This window comes from Vibrio sabulosilitoris, assembly GCF_055391395.1.
This window is the reverse complement of sequence record NZ_AP029600.1, coordinates 1,121,970-1,139,911: the sequence shown is the minus strand read 5'-3', so window position 1 is coordinate 1,139,911 and position 17,942 is coordinate 1,121,970. Positions and strand designations below refer to the sequence as shown.

At 48.4% G+C, this 17,942-nt stretch carries 16 protein-coding genes and 1 pseudogene; 11 read left to right on the top strand and 6 right to left on the bottom strand.

Annotated features, from left to right (window positions below):
* Position 1: 1 nt before the first annotated feature.
* From mukF to mukB, 3 genes are read left to right on the top strand one after another with little or no spacing between them, the layout of a single operon-like run.
* Positions 2 to 1,339, top strand: coding sequence for a chromosome partition protein MukF (mukF, locus tag ACZ5R2_RS20610; protein WP_464902753.1), 1,338 nt, complete (start codon positions 2 to 4; stop codon positions 1,337 to 1,339).
* Positions 1,320 to 2,054 (top strand): chromosome partition protein MukE, encoded by a 735-nt coding sequence (gene mukE / locus ACZ5R2_RS20605; RefSeq protein WP_464902754.1) that lies wholly within the window; start codon positions 1,320 to 1,322, stop codon positions 2,052 to 2,054. The genes mukF and mukE overlap by 20 nt, the downstream gene beginning before the upstream one ends.
* Positions 2,051 to 6,505 carry a chromosome partition protein MukB gene (gene mukB / locus ACZ5R2_RS20600; RefSeq protein ID WP_464902755.1) on the top strand — a complete coding sequence of 1,485 codons (4,455 nt, stop codon included), beginning with the start codon at positions 2,051 to 2,053 and terminating at the stop codon, positions 6,503 to 6,505. The genes mukE and mukB overlap by 4 nt, the downstream gene beginning before the upstream one ends.
* A gap of 99 nt (positions 6,506 to 6,604) precedes the next feature.
* Here mukB and ACZ5R2_RS20595 read toward each other — a convergent pair whose 3' ends face one another.
* The gene (locus tag ACZ5R2_RS20595) at positions 6,605 to 6,805 is read right to left on the bottom strand and encodes a hypothetical protein (protein WP_464902756.1); all 201 of its coding nucleotides are present in this window, start codon (positions 6,803 to 6,805) and stop codon (positions 6,605 to 6,607) included.
* Positions 6,806 to 7,055: 250 nt separating this feature from the next.
* On the opposite strand from ACZ5R2_RS20595, the gene ACZ5R2_RS20590 reads away from it, so the two are divergent.
* Positions 7,056 to 7,244 carry a hypothetical protein gene (locus ACZ5R2_RS20590; protein WP_464902757.1) on the top strand — a complete coding sequence of 63 codons (189 nt, stop codon included), beginning with the start codon at positions 7,056 to 7,058 and terminating at the stop codon, positions 7,242 to 7,244.
* A gap of 125 nt (positions 7,245 to 7,369) precedes the next feature.
* Here the strand turns inward: ACZ5R2_RS20590 and ACZ5R2_RS20585 are convergent, their stop codons facing one another.
* The 3 genes and pseudogenes from ACZ5R2_RS20585 to ACZ5R2_RS20575 form a co-directional block, all read right to left on the bottom strand.
* Positions 7,370 to 8,176: a Cof-type HAD-IIB family hydrolase gene (locus tag ACZ5R2_RS20585; protein ID WP_464902758.1), complete on the bottom strand. Its 807-nt coding sequence runs from the start codon at positions 8,174 to 8,176 to the stop codon at positions 7,370 to 7,372.
* Between the two features lie 218 nt (positions 8,177 to 8,394).
* Positions 8,395 to 9,006, bottom strand: a complete 612-nt coding sequence (locus ACZ5R2_RS20580) for a methyl-accepting chemotaxis protein (RefSeq protein WP_464919473.1) — start codon at positions 9,004 to 9,006, stop codon at positions 8,395 to 8,397.
* 201 nt (positions 9,007 to 9,207) lie between these two features.
* Positions 9,208 to 10,377, bottom strand: a pseudogene (locus ACZ5R2_RS20575) (FIST signal transduction protein); the annotation flags it as partial.
* Between the two features lie 273 nt (positions 10,378 to 10,650).
* Between ACZ5R2_RS20575 and galE the strand changes: the two are divergent.
* The 4 genes from galE to ACZ5R2_RS20555 all read left to right on the top strand — a co-directional run bounded on the left by galE (position 10,651) and on the right by ACZ5R2_RS20555 (position 14,615).
* A complete protein-coding gene (gene galE / locus ACZ5R2_RS20570) occupies positions 10,651 to 11,667 on the top strand; it encodes a UDP-glucose 4-epimerase GalE (RefSeq protein WP_464902759.1) in 1,017 nt (338 codons plus the stop codon).
* Positions 11,668 to 11,676: 9 nt separating this feature from the next.
* Positions 11,677 to 12,729, top strand: coding sequence for a UDP-glucose--hexose-1-phosphate uridylyltransferase (locus ACZ5R2_RS20565; RefSeq protein WP_464902760.1), 1,053 nt, complete (start codon positions 11,677 to 11,679; stop codon positions 12,727 to 12,729).
* 90 nt (positions 12,730 to 12,819) lie between these two features.
* Positions 12,820 to 13,974, top strand: a complete 1,155-nt coding sequence (gene galK / locus ACZ5R2_RS20560; RefSeq protein WP_464902761.1) for a galactokinase — start codon at positions 12,820 to 12,822, stop codon at positions 13,972 to 13,974.
* Between the two features lie 170 nt (positions 13,975 to 14,144).
* Positions 14,145 to 14,615: a NanQ anomerase/TabA/YiaL family protein gene (locus ACZ5R2_RS20555; protein ID WP_464902762.1), complete on the top strand. Its 471-nt coding sequence runs from the start codon at positions 14,145 to 14,147 to the stop codon at positions 14,613 to 14,615.
* A gap of 44 nt (positions 14,616 to 14,659) precedes the next feature.
* On the opposite strand, the gene ACZ5R2_RS20550 is transcribed toward ACZ5R2_RS20555, so the two are convergent.
* Positions 14,660 to 15,079: a hypothetical protein gene (locus tag ACZ5R2_RS20550; protein WP_464919445.1), complete on the bottom strand. Its 420-nt coding sequence runs from the start codon at positions 15,077 to 15,079 to the stop codon at positions 14,660 to 14,662.
* 299 nt (positions 15,080 to 15,378) lie between these two features.
* Between ACZ5R2_RS20550 and ACZ5R2_RS20545 the strand changes: the two genes are divergently transcribed.
* The 3 genes from ACZ5R2_RS20545 (at position 15,379) to ACZ5R2_RS20535 (ending at position 17,293) form a co-directional block, all read left to right on the top strand.
* Positions 15,379 to 15,852, top strand: a complete 474-nt coding sequence (locus ACZ5R2_RS20545; protein WP_464902764.1) for a P-loop nucleotide/nucleoside kinase family protein — start codon at positions 15,379 to 15,381, stop codon at positions 15,850 to 15,852.
* A 380-nt stretch (positions 15,853 to 16,232) separates the two neighbouring features.
* Entirely contained in the window at positions 16,233 to 16,817 is a 585-nt protein-coding gene (locus ACZ5R2_RS20540; protein WP_464902765.1) for an NAD(P)H-dependent oxidoreductase, read from the top strand.
* Between the two features lie 107 nt (positions 16,818 to 16,924).
* A complete protein-coding gene (locus ACZ5R2_RS20535; protein ID WP_464902766.1) occupies positions 16,925 to 17,293 on the top strand; it encodes a winged helix-turn-helix transcriptional regulator in 369 nt (122 codons plus the stop codon).
* 42 nt (positions 17,294 to 17,335) lie between these two features.
* On the opposite strand, the gene ACZ5R2_RS20530 is transcribed toward ACZ5R2_RS20535, so the two are convergent.
* A complete protein-coding gene (locus ACZ5R2_RS20530) occupies positions 17,336 to 17,875 on the bottom strand; it encodes a peroxiredoxin family protein (RefSeq protein ID WP_464902767.1) in 540 nt (179 codons plus the stop codon).
* Positions 17,876 to 17,942: the final 67 nt, after the last annotated feature.

The following is a 17,942-nucleotide window of genomic DNA, read 5'->3' as shown; positions in this document are numbered from 1 at the left end:
GATGAGTGAGATGACTCACAATGTTGCCGAGCAACCAGTCGATGAGCTGGTAAGCTGGGTACAGAAGAACGAATTTTCGCTCAATCTACCCCCAGAGCGTCTCGCTTTTCTGATCGCACTGGCGGTGCTGAGCAATGAGCGATTTGATGAAGAGCTCGGGGAAGGTGAGCTACACGATGCGTTTGCGATCGTGGCCAGGATGTTCCCTGATACGGGAGAAGCCTCGGCATTTCGAGCCAACAATGCGATCAATGAGATGGTTAAGCAGCGACTGATGAGCCGCTTTACCAGCGAAGTCAATGACGGAGCAAGTATCTATCGATTGTCACCGCTAGCGGTGGGAATCACAGATTACTACGTTCGTCACCGTGAATTTTCTAAGCTGCGCCTGTCGATTCAGTTATCCATGGTCGCGGATGAGATGGCCAAAGCGCTTGAGGCGGCTCAAGAGGGCGGCACAGTCGGTCACTGGAAGAAAAACGTTTACGGCGTATTAAAGTACTCCGTTGCCGAGATCTTCGACCAGATCGATCTCAACCAGCGCGTGATGGATGAGCAGCAACAAGAAGTCAAAGTGCAAATTGCTGAGCTACTCAATAAAGACTGGCGTGAGGCGATCAATAACTGTGAGCAGTTGCTGTCTGAGACGTCAGAAACGCTCAAAGAGCTTCAAGACACATTGCAAGCGGCTGGTGATGAGTTGCAAACGCAGATCTTAGATATCCAGCAGCAGGTGTATGGCAATGAAGAGCTTGATTTTATCGATGAGACTCTGTTCAGCCTGCAGATGAAGCTTGATCGCATCACGAGCTGGGGTCAACAAACGATTGACCTGTGGATTGGCTATGACCGCCACGTCCACAAATTTATCCGAACCGCGATTGATATGGATAAGAACCGAGCCTTTAGCTCGCGTCTGCGTCAATCATTAAAAGACTACTTCGACCAGCCGTGGTTCCTAACTTACGCCGATGCAGAGCGATTGACTGACCTGCGTGACGAGGCGCTGGTACTTCGTGATGATGAAGTGACCGGACAGGTACCGATGGCGGTAGAGTATGAAGAGTTTGAACAAGTCAATGATGAGTTGTCAGCGCTTATCGGCACTATGCTGAAAGCGCATAAAGACCAAGGTCGCCCCATCGACCTTGGTACGGTGCTGCGCGATTATCTCGCCGATCACCCTCACACTCATCATTTTGATTTAGCCCGCATTGTTGTTGATCAAGCTGTACGCATGGGGTATTCGGAGTCCGATTACCAAGCGATTCAACCAGACTGGCAAGCAATCAACGATTTTGGCGCAAAGGTACAAGCAAATGTCATCGACCGATACTAATGACTACATACCAGAGAAACTGGTAAAAGCAATTTCTAACCCTCTGTTCCCGCAGCTCGATAGCTTGCTGCGCGCAGGGCGTCACATCTCTAGCGAGGACCTAGATAATCATGCCTTATTGTCGGATTTTGAGGTGGAACTAGGGCAGTTTTATCAGCGCTACAACACCGAGCTGGTGAAAGCGCCGGAAGGCTTTTTCTACCTTCGCCCTCGCTCGACCTCATTGATCAGCCGCAGCGTACTTTCTGAGCTGGACATGTTAGTGGGTAAGGTATTGTGTTTCCTTTATCTCAGCCCGGAGCGCCTAGCACATGAGGGGATCTTTACCAATCAAGAGCTCTATGAAGAGCTGTTGACCCTGACCGATGAGAAAAAGCTGATGAAGCTGGTGACACACCGCGCATCTGGCTCTGATTTGGATAAAGAGAAACTGTTTGAGAAGGTGCGCACATCACTGCGTCGCCTGCGCCGCTTGGGTATGGTGATCACTGTGGGTGAAACTGACAAATTCCGCATCAGTGAAGCAGTGTTCCGCTTTGGCGCCGATGTGCGTGTCGGTGATGATATGCGTGAGGCGCAGTTGCGTCTGATCCGTGATGGTGAGGCGGTGGTGCACACCCCTGAGCCAAGCCAAGGCAGCTTACTTGACCAAAACAATAATGATAACCAAGAGCTTGATTCACAAGCCGAGCATGCCCTAGAGGATGAAGCATGATTGAACGCGGTAAATATCAATCCCTGACCATGGTCAACTGGAACGGCTTCTTTGCTCGTACCTTTGATATCGATGGTCTGGTAACAACGCTATCAGGCGGTAATGGTGCGGGTAAATCCACCACCATGGCGGCCTTTATTACCAGCTTGATCCCTGACCAAAGCTTGTTGCACTTTCGCAATACCACTGAGGCAGGCTCAAACCAGTCTTCTCGTGACAAAGGCTTGTACGGTAAGCTGCAAGCTGGTGCGTGTTACGCCGCATTGGATGTGATTAACTCACGTAACCAACGTCTCCTGTTTGCGGTTAAATTGCAGCAGGTTGCGGGTCGCGATAAAAAAGTCGATATCAAGCCGTTTGTGATTCAAGGCTTGCCGATGAACGTCAAGCCAACCGACATCCTGATTGAAACCGTGTCGGCAAGTCAGGCGCGGGTACGTCAAATTAATGAAGTTAAAGCGGCCGCAGCAGAGTTTGAAGGAACACACTTTAAGGCATTCAGCTCTATTGTCGATTACCATGCGCAGATGTTTGAGTTTGGTGTGATCCCAAAGAAACTGCGTAACTCAAGTGATCGCTCTAAGTTCTACCGCTTGATTGAGGCGTCGCTTTACGGTGGTATCTCGAGTGCGATTACTCGCTCACTGCGTGATTACCTACTGCCACAAAATGGTGGGGTGAAGAAGGCATTCCAGGATATGGAGTCGGCATTGCGTGAGAATCGCATGACGCTAGAAGCCATCAAGGTGACTCAAGCCGATCGCGACCTGTTTAAGCACTTGATCACCGAGTCGACCAACTATGTGGCAGCGGACTATATGCGCCATGCCAACGAGCGGCGTAAAAAGCTTGAGCAAGCCATGTCGCTGCGCCAAGAGCTGTTTGGTTCTCGTCAGACCTTGATTGAACAGAATCAATTGATGGCGCAAGTGCAAGAAGAACTTGAACAGCTTGTTGACCAAGAAGGCGTATTAGAGGTCGACCATCGCGCCGCGTCAGATCACCTGCAGTTGGTGCAAAATGCCTTGCGTCAGCAAGAGAAGATTGCTCGCTACCAAGAAGACCTCGAAGAGCTAAGCGAGCGCCTTGAAGAGCAAATGATGGTAGTGGAAGAGGCGCAAGAGCGCGTCTTAATCGCTGAAGAACAGGCCACAGTGTCTGAGGAAGAGGTGGATAGCCTCAAAACTCAGCTTGCTGACTATCAACAGGCTCTAGACGTTCAACAAACGCGCGCACTTCAGTATCAGCAGGCAGTGCAGGCACTGGAAAAGGCCAAGACCCTAATGGGCGATGACTCGCTCACTGCAGAGTCAGCGCAAGCGCTGGTGAGTGAGCTCAAGAGTCAAGAAACAGAGAACACCAACAGCCTGTTAGCAATCAAGCACAAGTTGGATATGTCCTCTGCCGCTGCCGAGCAGTTCGAGCAGGCCTACAAACTGGTGCAAGGCATTGTTGGTCAGGTTGAGCGTAGCGAAGCAGCCGCGCAAGCCAAGTCGATTTTCAAACAGGCACGTGAAGCCGAGCAAACGGTGGAAAATGAGCAGCAATGGCGCGCTCAGCACCGCGATCTTGAGCGTGACCTGCAGACGCAGCGTCAGACCCAAGAGCTGGTGGATGGCTACCAAAAGCAGTTCAACATTGTCTTGGACGACGAGCTGGCTATCGAGCAAGAGCGTGAGCGTCATATGATGTCGCTTGAGTCGCTTGAGATGGCACAAGAAGAGCTGCGCGAGCAGCGCTCTGAGCAGCGTCGCAATGAGCAGGATTTAGCGACTGAGATCGAGCGTTTAGAATCGATTGCGCCAAGCTGGCTTGCCGCCAATGACGCACTCGAAGTTCTACGTGAGCAGAGCGGGGCGGACCTGTACGACAGCCAAGCAGTGATGTCGCAGATGCAGCTGGTGCTCGAAGACGAGAAGAACCTCTCGCTTGCCAAAGATAAACTCGCGACTCGCCGTGGTGAGCTTGAGTCTGAAATTGAGCGTCTTGCCTCACCAGGTGGCTCTAATGATCCGCGTCTTAAAGGCCTTGCGGATACACTAGGTGGCGTGCTGCTGTCTGAGATCTACGATGATATCACCATTGGTGATGCGCCATACTTCAGCGCGATGTATGGCCCGGCGCGTCACGCGATCGTAGTGTCTGATCTGTCTGATATCGAACAGAAGCTCGTCGAGCTGGATGATTGTCCAGAAGATCTGTACATCATCGAGGGTGATATTGATGCCTTTGATGACAGCAGTTTTAATGCCGAAGAGCTTGAGGGCGCAGTGTGTGTGCGTCTTAATGAACGTCAAATGCGTTACTCGCGCTTGCCTGAGATCCCGTTGTTTGGCCGTGCAGCGCGTGAGCAGCGCCTTGAGCTACTTCGTAATGAGCGTGAAGAGGTGGTTGAACAGCATGCAAAAGCAGCGTTTGATGCCCAGAAACAGCAGCGTTTATACCAAAGCTTTAATAACTTTGTCGCTAAGCATATTCAGGTGGCCTTTGATGCCGATCCTGAGCAGGCGCTGTCCGCTGCACGTGATAAGCGTAATCAAGCTGTGCGACTACTGACCGACCTCGATAGCAAAGCCCAGCAGCAGCGCAGTCAAACCACAACCAGTAAGCAAGCCTTGGCTGCCATCGATAAGATTGCGCCAACCATGCGTCTGCTTGAGGATGATACCTTATCTGAGCGATTTGAAGAGCTTGAAGGGAAGATTGCCCAGCTGTCTGAGGCGAAGGTGTTCATAAATGCCCATCGTAAAGCCGTTGCTGAACTGGATAAAGTCGCCAATGCGCTTGAGGCCGACCCAGAGCAGTTTGATGCCTTACACAATGGCTATCAGCAAGCGGATCAAGCGCTGCAAGCACTCAAAGCGCAGATTTTCGCCTTATCGGATCTGGTCGAGCGTCGTCACTACTTTAGCTACTCAGATTCGGTGGGCTTGCTGAGTAAGAGCAGTGAGCTCAGTGAGCAGCTTAAGAACAAATTGATCGAAGCAGAGCGTGCTCGAACCCGCTCGCGTGATGAGCTTAAGCAGTCTCAAGGTCAGATGAACCAATACAACCAAGTGTTGGCCTCACTGAAAAGCTCACACCAGGCGAAACTTGAGACGGTACAAGAGTTCCGTCAAGAGCTGCAAGAGTTCGGCGTGAACGCCGATGAGGGCGCTGAAGAACGTGCATTGCGTCGCCGTGATGAGCTTCAAGAGCGTCTGCACGCCTCACGTACGCGTAAGAGCGAATATGAACGTACCTTGACGTCGACTGAGCTAGAGATGAAAGGCCTAGCCAAGCGAATGAAGAAGGTACAGAAAGAGTACGTTGAACTGCGCACCTTTGTGGTCGCGGCAAAAGCGGGCTGGTGCTCAGTGTTGCGTCTTGCACGTGAGAACGACGTCGAAAGACGCCTGCACAAGCGTGAGTTGGCGTACATGAGCGCCGACGAGCTGCGTTCGATGTCGGATAAGTCGCTTGGCGCGCTACGTTTAGCCGTTGCCGATAACGATGATCTTCGCGATGCGTTGCGCCTGTCTGAGGACAATGCTCGCCCAGAGCGCAAAGTTCTATTCTATATCGCGGTCTATCAGCACCTGCGTGAGCGTATTCGCCAAGATATTATCCGTACCGACGACCCGGTTGAGGCAATCGAAGAGATGGAAGTCGAGTTGGCACGCCTGACCGAGGAGCTTACTCAGCGTGAAAACCGCCTGGCAATCAGCTCTGAATCCGTTGCGAGCATTATCAAGAAGACCATCCAGCGTGAGCAAAACCGTATTCGCATGCTTAACCAGGGTCTGTCGAATATCTCATTTGGTCAGGTAAAAGGCGTGCGCTTGAATGTCAAGGTGCGCGAGAGCCACGAGGTGTTGCTTGATAGTCTAGCAGCGCAGCAAGACACGCATAAAGACTTGTTTGAGTCGATGCGCTTTACCTTCTCTGAAGCGATGGCGAAGTTATTCCAGCGCGTTAATCCGCACATCGATATGGGCCAACGCTCACCGCAGGTACTAGGTGAAGAGCTGCTTGATTACCGAAACTATCTTGAGCTCAGCGTTGAGGTGAATCGTGGCTCAGATGGTTGGCTACAAGCGGAGTCGGGTGCCCTATCAACGGGTGAGGCGATTGGTACTGGTCAGTCTATCTTGTTGATGGTAGTACAAAGCTGGGAAGAGGAGTCACGTCGACTGCGCAGTAAAGACATTGTTCCGTGTCGCCTACTATTCCTCGATGAGGCTGCTCGTCTGGATGCGAAGTCTATCTCTACCCTGTTTGAGCTGTGTGATCGTCTTGATATGCAACTATTGATTGCCGCACCAGAGAATATCAGTCCAGAAAAAGGCACCACCTATAAGTTAGTCCGTAAAGTGTTTAAGGACCATGAGCATGTGCATGTGGTTGGCCTGCGTGGGTTTGGCCAAACCGATAAGACCGGCTCGCAAGAGCTAACTGCAGAAATCGACTAAGCTTATTGCTTCGCTAACAATGAAAATGCCCGCAGATGCGGGCATTTTTTTATCCCTCGGTTGAGCTGAGGAAGGACCAATTCTACGTTAGACGTAGCATCAGGCTGCATGTTTGGTAACCTCGTGAGGGTAGATGCGCATGCCACTTAAGGTGTTCTCATAAACAGAGAGTTCGCTAAGGTAGGACCAAGCAGTCGCCTCGGTTGCCGTTTGGGCGGCTAGGCGAGCGATAACAACATCAATATCACGACCTGCGTAGTCTCGTACTGGAATAAACAACTCTTTTATCACTGATAACATAAGCTTTCCTTTTCAAAAATGTAATTTAATTACGCCCTAAAGCTCTTTAACCTTAGGTCAAAAGTAAAGTGTGATCAAGATCAGCTTGAAAATGTCACAAATAGTTCATTGGCTGTAATTTGATTACATGATTAGGAAGTCTGAAATTTGGAGACAAATGAAGCCTATTGAGTAATATGTCAATTTTAGTGCAAGTTTTGCTTCGTTTATTGGGTCTAGACGTATGAGACCCTGCTAAAGGAGGTAACCCATGAAAACACTAGTGTTTAGCATCATCATCCTTTTCTCTGGTTCTGCGTTCGCAGGACAGGGCACGGGGGGAACACCGTCTGTCCCTTGTTATATCAATGGTGAATACCAAGGCACGATTCAGATCACCATTTGTCACCGTATGGGAGGCAAAGTGCCGGGTGAAAATGGTTGGCGAGAGCGTCAGTAATACGCTAGCGCAATCTGCATAGTCAAACCGTAAGTCGCTACCACAAGGATTGTGGTGAGTTAAGGGCAGATACAAACATGAGCCGAGATGGCTCATGTTTGTTGTAGGTTGTTAAGATGGGGTCATCAGCTGAAGATAAATTGTTCGATACAGTGTGCGACACCATGCTCATCATTGCTGATAGTGATGTGATCTGCGATTTGCTTAGTTTCTTCCATCGCATTTGACATCGCTATTCCAAGCCCGGCGTAACGCAGCATATGGTGATCGTTCTCTGCATCACCCATCGCGATAACTTGTTGTGCAGGAATGTTGAGATATTCGGCGATCGCCGCAACGCCAATGCCTTTATTTGACAATGGATTTAGGAACTCAAGGAAGTAGGGCGCGCTCTGCACAACGTTGAATTCTTGTCTCAGTTGCTGATCAATTGCGGCTGACGTCTGAGTGATCTTGTCGGCTGGCCCCACCATCATGACTTTGATTATCGGGTGGTCATCCTCGAGCGATTCAAAGTTCATTTCGGTTGCTGGGGTGCCGTTGATATCGGTCTCAATTTGGGTATAAGGGTTGTGCTCTGGGGTGATCAAACCCAAATCAGTACTGAATGCATGACAATAAACTCCAAGCTTCTTTGCCTTGCGTGCAACCTTTTTCGCTGCCTTGCCGTCAATGATTTGCTGATGGATCACCTCGCCTGTACCGATGTTCTGTACCATTGAGCCGTTATAGCACAGGACAAAGTCTCGATCAGAATTAATTCCCAACAGCTCTAGCTTATCGACCATACCTTGGATAGGGCGCCCGGAAGCCAATACGACCGTTACGCCAGCTGCGCGAGCTTTGGCGATAGCTTTTTGGTTTTGCTCCGAAATGCGCTTATCGCTTGCTAGGAGGGTGCCATCTAAATCAAGGGCAATTAACTTGTACATCTATACTTACCTGCAAAATAAAACCGTAATGAAACACTAAATGACGGTAAAAGAAAAATGAATTTTTGGCGAAAAATGAAAATAATGCCATAACCACTACTTTCGAACGATAGATTGAAACGGCAGGGGGAGAATAAGGGAAAATATGGGCAGATTAGGAGAGGCGACTTAAGATCCGGCCTCTCCTTTGATACGACTAGTCACTCATTGGCGTGGGTTTAAAACTGCGCGCGGATCAACTCAATATGCCGGTTGGTGATTTCGCCTTGTTGATAAATGGATTCAAGCTTTTCTGCAATTTGTATTGTGCTTTGCAGTAAATCGCCAGTTTCTTCAACATGATTGTCGATATGGCGGATACTTTCCAAAATACGCGTTGTTTGCTCGTTGGCGGCATCCATCTCACCGGTAACGGTGGTCACGTCCTTGGTGATCTGACCGAATTGATTAAGCAGTCTGGCAACACTATCCCGTGAATCGTTGAGTGATTCTTGGGTGTTCTGTGCGAGTTTTCGCACCTCATCCGCGACGACGGCAAACCCGCGTCCGTGTTCTCCTGCGCGAGCAGCTTCAATACTGGCATTCAGCGCTAGCAGATTGGTTTGCTCCGCAATCTTCTCGATGATGCTGAAGATGGCCTCAATCGTAGAGAGATCGCCCTCGGCACTGTTAACGTTGCCACTTAAGACATTAAGTTGCTCAGTCAACCTAGTGATCGATTGATTGAATTCGCTAAATTGATCGTTGAGATCTCGGCTGTCACTATTGATCGCATGAGTTTTTTGCTCGGCTTGCTTTGATAGCGCCAAAGACTCGTTGGCGACCGACATAGTACTTTGACTGGTTTGGATCATGCTTTGCTGCATTTGACTAAGCAATTGACTTGCTTGTAGCTCTAATTCAACAAAATAGCGGGCAAAAGAGGCGTACTGGGTGACAAAGTTATTGTTGTTGACGGTTTGATATGTATCTTGGCGATAAAAGAACAGCGCACTTAAGGTTTCATTGACGTTGACGCCACACAACTCACCCAGTGTAGAAAAGCCTGCACACGGGAAGTCATTAAAACTATTCAAACGGCTTAACCCGGCTTGGTTTTTTAGACGGCGCAAGATACAGTCAAACAGTACTCCACCAACCGGTTCAGAGCCGTGACTATTCAGGGCATCAAAGTCGCGTTGGGTGGTTGAGCTGAAATCATTACTCTTCATCAGATAGAGATGAGTGGCTAGTGGAAGGTCACAGTAAAAAGAAAGACCGCCTTGCGCGACATCAATTGCTGCAACAGAGCGGATATAGAAAGTGTCTTTGACCTTAATTGCGAATGTATAGCCTTCTAGTGACTTCTCTAGCTGCTCTGGTTGGCAGTTAAGATAGCGACACAATGCATCCACGATAGACACCATCCCTGATCCACCTTGATCAAGCACCTTGGCTACGGTGCGCAGAGGCGGGTTAGCCTCGGTGATCAACCAGTGCTGGCTGGTCGGCTGGTAATTATGGCTGGTGAACAACTGGTAGTGGTAGGCCTTACTCACTTTGACAAAGCAAATGATGGCGTGCTCGTGAACAACTTGTGAACGGGTGGCAATAGACGTCACACTAGTAGAGAGATCGTTGCCCGCAGTACCGCCGACGAAAGGTACCGCAAACTTACCGCTTTGATAAACGGCCTCCATCAGCCAACTTTCACAGTTGGTGAAGCCATTGACTAAGGTGAGGGCAAAACTATTGTGGTGGTCAGGGATAAAAGACGGATTAATTGTGCTCAATTGGTCGGTGATCGCTTTGATTCTTTGCTCTTTGGTTAAAGATAAACTTTGCTTATAGATATCTTGGCAAGGCAACTTAATCACATGGCAGGAGACCTGCTCAATCAGTTCTGGGGAGAAAATCTGTAGCACGACTTGTTTGTCTTGCCCCGTTTGATAGAGGTTATTACCATCGGTGCTCGATAGTTGTCCTGCTGTGCTGGTAAGAATAACCTCGCAATCAACGATTGATGTCAAGGTCCGACGAATTCTGTCCAGATCAAATTGACAAGGAACAAAACCAAGTACTAGGGCTGGATGGTTGTCGAAATCGCAAAGCTGGGCTTTGGTTAAGCTCAATACTTGTTTCAACTCTAAAGAGAGAACCTTTATTGGCTCGACATTCGCCGAGCGTTCCGTATTTTTCTGTCGGTTAAAAAAACGCTTCATTTGCCTGCTTTTCCCTGGCCTGTGTTATGAACTAGGATACCTGATCGCGAATCATACTAATGATTTGTGACAGATATTATATTATTTGATAACAATATCAGTACTTTGAGATCATTGTCTCATTTTGTAGAACTCAAAGACTAGCACGGCAGTTATGAACCCCAAGCTTTCAATTTGTAAAATTTAGTGTAAACGTTTCCACAGTGTGAAAGTAGTCACAAAATCAAGCGCAATTCTTGTCTAGAATCTATCTCAACAACTTGGGAGGAGTTTATGAAAGTATTAGTAACTGGCGGTATGGGTTATATTGGGAGTCATACCTGCGTACAGATGATCGAAGCAGGGATTGAACCGATTATTGTCGATAATCTGTCAAATGCGAAAGAGGAAGTATTGCATCGGATAGAGGCGCTAACGGGTAGTCGCCCTGCGTTTTATCAAGGTGATATTCGCGATGAAGAGTTCCTCGACTCAGTATTTTCACAGCATCAAATTGACGCTGTTATCCATTTTGCGGGTTTGAAGGCGGTTGGAGAGTCAGTTGCTAAGCCTATCGAATACTACGACAATAACGTCAATGGTTCACTGGTGCTCGCTCGCAGTATGCGCAAAGCTGGTGTCAAGAGTATCGTGTTTAGCTCATCAGCCACTGTCTATGGTGACCCTGAGGTTGTGCCGATCACCGAAGACTCCCCTACAGGGGCTACGACTAACCCGTATGGTCGCAGTAAGTATATGGTTGAGCAGTGCTATTCAGACCTGTTTAACGCCGAGAATGACTGGAGCATTACACTGCTACGCTACTTTAACCCAGTGGGTGCTCATCCGTCTGGCACTATGGGTGAAGACCCACAAGGCATTCCAAATAACCTGATGCCATTTATCGCTCAGGTGGCGGTCGGTCGACGCGAAAAACTGGCTGTTTTTGGAAACGATTACAATACACCGGATGGCACGGGCGTGCGCGATTATATCCATGTGGTTGACCTTGCTGATGGCCATATCGCGGCATTGCAGTCGGTGGGTAAAGAGTCAGGCTTGCATATCTTTAACCTAGGTACTGGTAAAGGCTCGAGCGTTCTTGAAATGGTTGAAGCATTCAGTCAAGCCTGTGGTCATCCTGTACCTTACGAAATTTGTCCTCGCCGCCCAGGTGATATTGCCGAGTGCTGGGCAAGCACTGACAAAGCAGAGCGTGAACTGGGCTGGAAAGCCACGCGCAGCGTCGCACAAATGACTCAGGACACTTGGACCTGGCAATCGAAGAACCCACAAGGATATGAAGGATAAGTAGTACTTATGTCAAACATTGAATTTAACCCAGTGGACCACCCACACCGTCGTTACAACCCGCTAACCGGACAGTGGATCTTGGTATCTCCGCATCGTGCGAAGCGCCCTTGGAGTGGTCAGGATGAGAAGCCTTCAACTGAAGAGTTACCAAGCTACGACCATAAGTGCTTCCTGTGTCCTACCAATGAGCGTATTTCGGGTGATGTTAACCCGGATTATGAAGGGACATACGTATTCAGTAACGATTTTGCGGCATTGATGGTGGACTCGCCAGATGCGCCTGAATCAGATAACCCATTGTTTAAAACCCAAGGTGTTCGTGGTCTTAGCCGAGTGATCTGTTTCTCCCCAGATCACAGTAAAACTCTGCCAGAGCTACCGGTTGCTAAGATCCGTGGTGTAATTGATACCTGGAACGAGCAAATTGAAGAGCTTGGCAAAGAGTTTCTTTGGGTGCAGGCATTTGAGAACAAGGGCGAAACCATGGGTTGTTCTCAGCCACACCCACATGGACAGATCTGGGCAAACAGCTTCTTACCAAACGAGATAGAGCGTAAAGAGCAAAATCTACGTGCGTACTATGAGCAGTACGGCTCGAACTTGTTGGTGGACTACGTGAATGCGGAAGTTGAAGACGGCTCTCGTACTGTGGTTGAAACCGAGCACTGGATTGCTGTTGTTCCCTATTGGGCAGCATGGCCATTCGAGACCATGCTTCTGCCTAAAACTCATGTTCGCCGCATGAGTGAATTGACTGATGAACAGCGTGATGATTTGGCAGTAGCAATTAAAAAGTTAACCAGTCGCTACGACAACCTGTTCCAGTGCTCATTCCCATACTCAATGGGTTGGCATTACGCACCGTTTTTTGAGGAAGGAACGGACATTGAACACTGGCAACTACACGCCTTGTTCTACCCACCATTATTGCGCAGTGCTTCGGTACGCAAATTTATGGTCGGTTATGAAATGCTAGCAGAATCACAACGTGATTTGACTGCAGAGCAGGCAGCACAGCGTCTGCGTGACCTGAGTGATGTTCACTATAAAGAGCAGTAACAGTCTGTTCAAAAGCAGTAATTAACTATAAACATGGGGCACTTGAGTGCCTCAATCCCAAAAACTATCAACTATTATTGAGGACGAAAGATGTCTGATTTAGTCCAAAAAGTGAAAGCCTCATTTGAGGCGGTGTTAGGCTACGAGCCGACCCACATGATCCAAGCACCTGGTCGTGTCAACCTGATTGGTGAACACACCGATTACAACGATGGATTTGTCTTGCCATGTGCGATTAACTACCAAACCGTAGTTGCCGCAGCTAAACGTGAAGATAACTTGGTTCGCCTAGTGTCTGTTGACTATGGCGACGCTCGTGATGAGTTTAGTCTTGACCAAGAAATCGAGTTCCAACAAGACAAGATGTGGTCGAACTACATTCGTGGTGTGTTGCAATGTCTTCAGAAGCGTGGCTTCGAGTTCGCTGGCGTTGATATCGCCGTGAGCGGTAACGTACCTCAAGGCGCTGGCTTGAGCTCATCAGCAGCACTTGAAGTCGTCATTGGTCAAACCATCAAAGAGCTGTATGGTATTGAGATCACTCAAGCTGAGATCGCGCTGAACGGCCAGCAAGCAGAAAACGAGTTCGTTGGCTGTAACTGCGGCATCATGGATCAGATGATTTCGGCTGAAGGTAAGGCGAATCACGCACTGTTGCTGGACTGTCGCTCTCTAGAGACCAAAGCAGTGCCGATGCCAGATGACATGGCGGTGGTGATCATCAACACTAACAAGAAGCGTGGCCTGGTTGATAGTGAATACAACACCCGTCGTGAGCAGTGTGAAGAAGCGGCGCAAGTATTTGGTGTCAAGGCATTGCGTGATGTCACCATTGAAGAGTTTAACTCACGTGCACACGAGCTTGATGAAGTGGTTGCTAAGCGTGCTCGTCACGTCATCACGGAAAACGATCGTACCGTACAAGCGGCAGAAGCTTTGCGCCAAGATGATATTCGTCGTTTGGGTGAGCTGATGGCGGAATCTCATGCCTCTATGCGTGACGACTTTGAGATCACAGTAAAAGAGGTGGATACTCTGGTTGATATCGTTAAGGGTGTGATTGGCGACCAAGGTGGTGTGCGCATGACTGGTGGTGGCTTTGGCGGTTGTATTGTTGCCCTAGTCCCGCCAGCATTGGTTGGTGATATTAAGGCGACGGTTGAGCGCGAGTATGAAGCGGCAACCGGTCTGAAAGAAGACATCTATGTGTGTCAGGCGACCGATGGCGCAGGCTTGATCGCTTAAGCGACTTAACGCCAAACTGAGTGTGCTCGTGGTAATTTTGCTACGAGCCACACATGCTGCTTACATGTGTATTAAAATTGCCTTACATTTGCGCTAACGTTTTAGAAGGATAATCGTGATAGTGTAACTATCAAGGTAAAAGTGTTGACGCAAAAAATAGGTTAATGTGAATGCTGTTTGGTCATGTAAGTAAACTCAATCTCGTCCCATATGTTCATCCAACCTTGCGTGCTCTAATACAAGAGAGCTGGATGATCGCCCATGATGACGCGGCAGACGATGGGCAATATGCACTCTCGATGAGCGGTGCCTTTGTCGTATTAGCCCGCGTGAAAACCAGCCCCAAAGATCAACGCTCCGCCAAATTTCATCAACATTACCTAGACGTTGAGCTATTGCTCGAGGGTCAGGAGACCATCGGTTTTTCCAACTATCTTGAAGATGACTTGGTTGAAATGGCGTCGCTCGAGCATGACATCAAAATATGCAAACAGATCAAGGGTGAGCAATTTATAACGCTTGCGCCTGGTGATTTTGTGTTGTTCTATCCTAATCAACCTCATCGCCCCCTGTGCATGGTTGAGGAGGCGGGACTGATTCGTAAAGCGATCATCAAAATCCCTTGCTCGCTGTTTACGTAGCAACGGTTGGCTTCATGCCCGCTATTTCAGTAGGTTACATTGACTCACTGTGCCCCTTGGCTGATGATTCGGCAAAGAGTTTGGCGCAATTTTCTCACTCGCTGACGCAGTGTCATAACGTTTTCTGAGTACTGCTCATCAAAATTCATCGATTGTTGAGTAAGGATCTCAAATTGAACTCTGAGTGCTTCTAGGCATAATCGAGTGCGTTTATTACTGGCCCTTAAAATGGTGCGTGCGCGTTCATCTGGGCCTTGCTGAATCTTGAGTTCATTGCCTATGGTGCTCAGGTGGATGAGCTGGCTGTCGATATCCCCCAATAGTCTTTTGATGTCTCCCGCTCGTTGCTTGGTCGCCGTTGTTTCGAGAAGATTGATGGAAAAAATGCGATCGAGAAGCGCGTTAAGGGGTATGAGGTCAGAATTAAGGGTGTTCATATCTTGTTGTCCGTTCATAAGCTTCATTGATTCTCGCAGATGCCTGCTGAGACTTATAAAAACCACTGACATCGGCCAATGAGCTGCCTCTAGTCGGGCTATTTTGCTCACGACAGAGCATAGTGGGGGAAAGTGAGGAATGTTAGTTAGGGCCGCTAATATTTGGCGAGATTCTTTACAATGATACGTAGATTGGTTTCATTGAAGTGATAATTCAAGTGACGTTGTCACTGGTGTTTTGACTTCGATATCGAGAGGTTAAACAACGAGATGCACAATCTGTCACCTTTCACGTAACAAGATGATGATTTAACAAGGAGAATGGTTTGATACAGGTATATTTTGTTTGTGGTTTTATCGGCTCTGGCAAGTCGACGCTTTCCAACAACCTAGCCTCTGAGCACAATGGATTTATATTTTCCCCCGATGAATGGATGATCCCGCTGTTTGGTGAGCATATGGAGCGCGAAGTGTTTGATCGCAGACTCAACACACTGCGGGAGTTGTTTGATCGCAGTGCGCTGCGGATGGTTGAGCTAGGCGTTCCAGTGATTTTTGATTACGGTTTTTGGAGCAAACGAGAGCGCGAGCAAGCTGTTGCTTGGGCACAGTCTCATCAGCTCGACTTTGAGTTTCTCTATTTGGATGTTGGCTACGAGGTGTGCCGAGAGCGTGCATTGCTGCGTAATACAAAGGAGAGTGTGACCTGCTATCAGATGAGTGATGAGATGCTTGAGCTGTTCTGGTCGCAGTTTGAACCACCGGTCAACGAACCTTACATAATCCCATACCAAGGATAGGTGGTACTGAAGTAGGTTACCAAAAGTTAACTAATTGAAACTCGAAGTCGAGGTTACCATAATATACCCAAGTGACCTCAAGATGCAGATTTCATAGTCAATATACAGGCTCATATCAAGGAAAATGGCTGTAGAAATGGTCATCCCTTTCAAAGTCATTTGACGCGGAGATGAGCCTGTATATTGACTCCCTTCGGGCGAGTTTGCTTGGCTCGCAGCCAGCGTTGGTCACTCTCGATTTAAAACCACTAAGTCTTCAAGTGACCGCCTTGGCTGCAAACCAAGCAAATCTCGCTGAAACTGCATCTTGAGGCCACTTGGGTATAAACCACATAGCGAGTCGACAAGCTAAATGTGTATTTCAACAAGGTATTTATATTATGAGTAACGTATTGATTATCAACGCCCACGAGCCTTCTCCTTACTCAAAGGGTAAACTAAATTCCAGTCTTGTCGATATGGCGGTGACATCGCTTGGCGCAAAAGGGCATCAAGTTCGTGTGGTGACGATGCAAGACGATATTGTGGTTGATGAGCAACTAAGCCATTTTGAGTGGGCTGACCGCGTGATCATTCAATCGCCGATCAACTGGATGACAGTGCCTTGGTCATTCAAGAAGTATATGGATGACGTGTTTACTGCGGGCATGGGTGGCGCACTGTGCCACTTTGATGGTCGAAGTGAACAAGAGCCAAAGAAGAACTATGGGACTGGTGGAACAAGAACCAAGAGTAAGTACATGCTTTCTTTAACATTAAATGCGCCACAAGAGTCCTTTGACGATCAAGAAGAGTACTTGTTCCAAGGTAAGAGTGTTGATGATCTTATGCTGCACATGCATGCGAACTTCCGTTTCTTTGGTATGCAGGCGCTACCGACATTTGCCTGTTACGATGTGATGAAGAACGCAGACATTGAGAGTGATTTCGCGCGCTTTGCAGCGCACCTCGATCGCCACTTCTAACAGGCGCATTTTAGTCATCGAATGTGTCTGAAACAAACCAAGTGACCCTATATTGATGGCAAGTCGTCATTAAGGGTTACTTGGATGTAATGAGTTGTAGGAAAGATATGGAAAGTAAAATCAGTATTGACCAACGTGGTCGCAAGTCAGTGGCTAACGTGTGTTCGGAGCCATGTGCGATCGAAAAGGGCATGCGTTTGATCGGCGGAAAGTGGAAGGGGTCTTTGATTTATCACCTTAAAGATGGCCCGGTGCGTTTTAATGATTTAGCGCGAATGCTTGGTGGAGCCAGTAAGAAGATGATCGACCAACGACTTAAGGAGCTGGAAGCCGAGGGTATGATCACCCGCACCGTACTGTGTGAAAAACCACTAGCGGTGTGTTACGAACTCACCGAGTTTGGTCGCAGTGCACTGGATATTCTTGAGTCTTTGCGCCTATGGTCAGAGGCACATCAAATAGAACTCGTTAAATAAGTGACGCTGGACTTGCCAGTGTCACTTATTTGACTGCTCCGTTTAGTATGCTAGTGTCCCGCGGATCGGATAATGGTTATCTGGGTCTCTAATCCAAGCCAGACCGCGCGTTAACGCTCCAAGTTCGGGTCGGACAAATGGGTTGTTTGAAATGTCCACCACATGCAGATTCCCTTCTTCGTTAACAATAAACAGACCAGGCTCTGCGAAGTTATGGTCGGTCTCCTTTTCTGATCTTGGTATTGAGATATAAACGCCAAGCGTTTTTAACTGCGCTTCTGTCAGTCCGTATGCGATAGGGAAGTTAATCTCCAGTTTCTCAAGATGTGCTTCAAGCTGAGCTTTCGAGTCAGCCGATACCGCAACAATGTCGACGCCAGCGTCAGCGAACGCCTGTTTATAGCTCGCTAGCTCGTTAAGATAACGGGTGCACAATGGGCAATGTCTACCACGATACACGAACACAGCCTGCCAAGTAGCAGGGCTGTTTGGCTTACCAAGTCGTACTAAAGAACCATCAAGAAGGGTGGCTTCTATTGAGGGGAATTGATCACCAGCTTTAAGCTTTGAGGAAGTCGCCATTGCTGTCACTCCATATTCAGGTTGTCGATTTACCTTAATCAATTTAGTCATGCTTGCATGAATTATC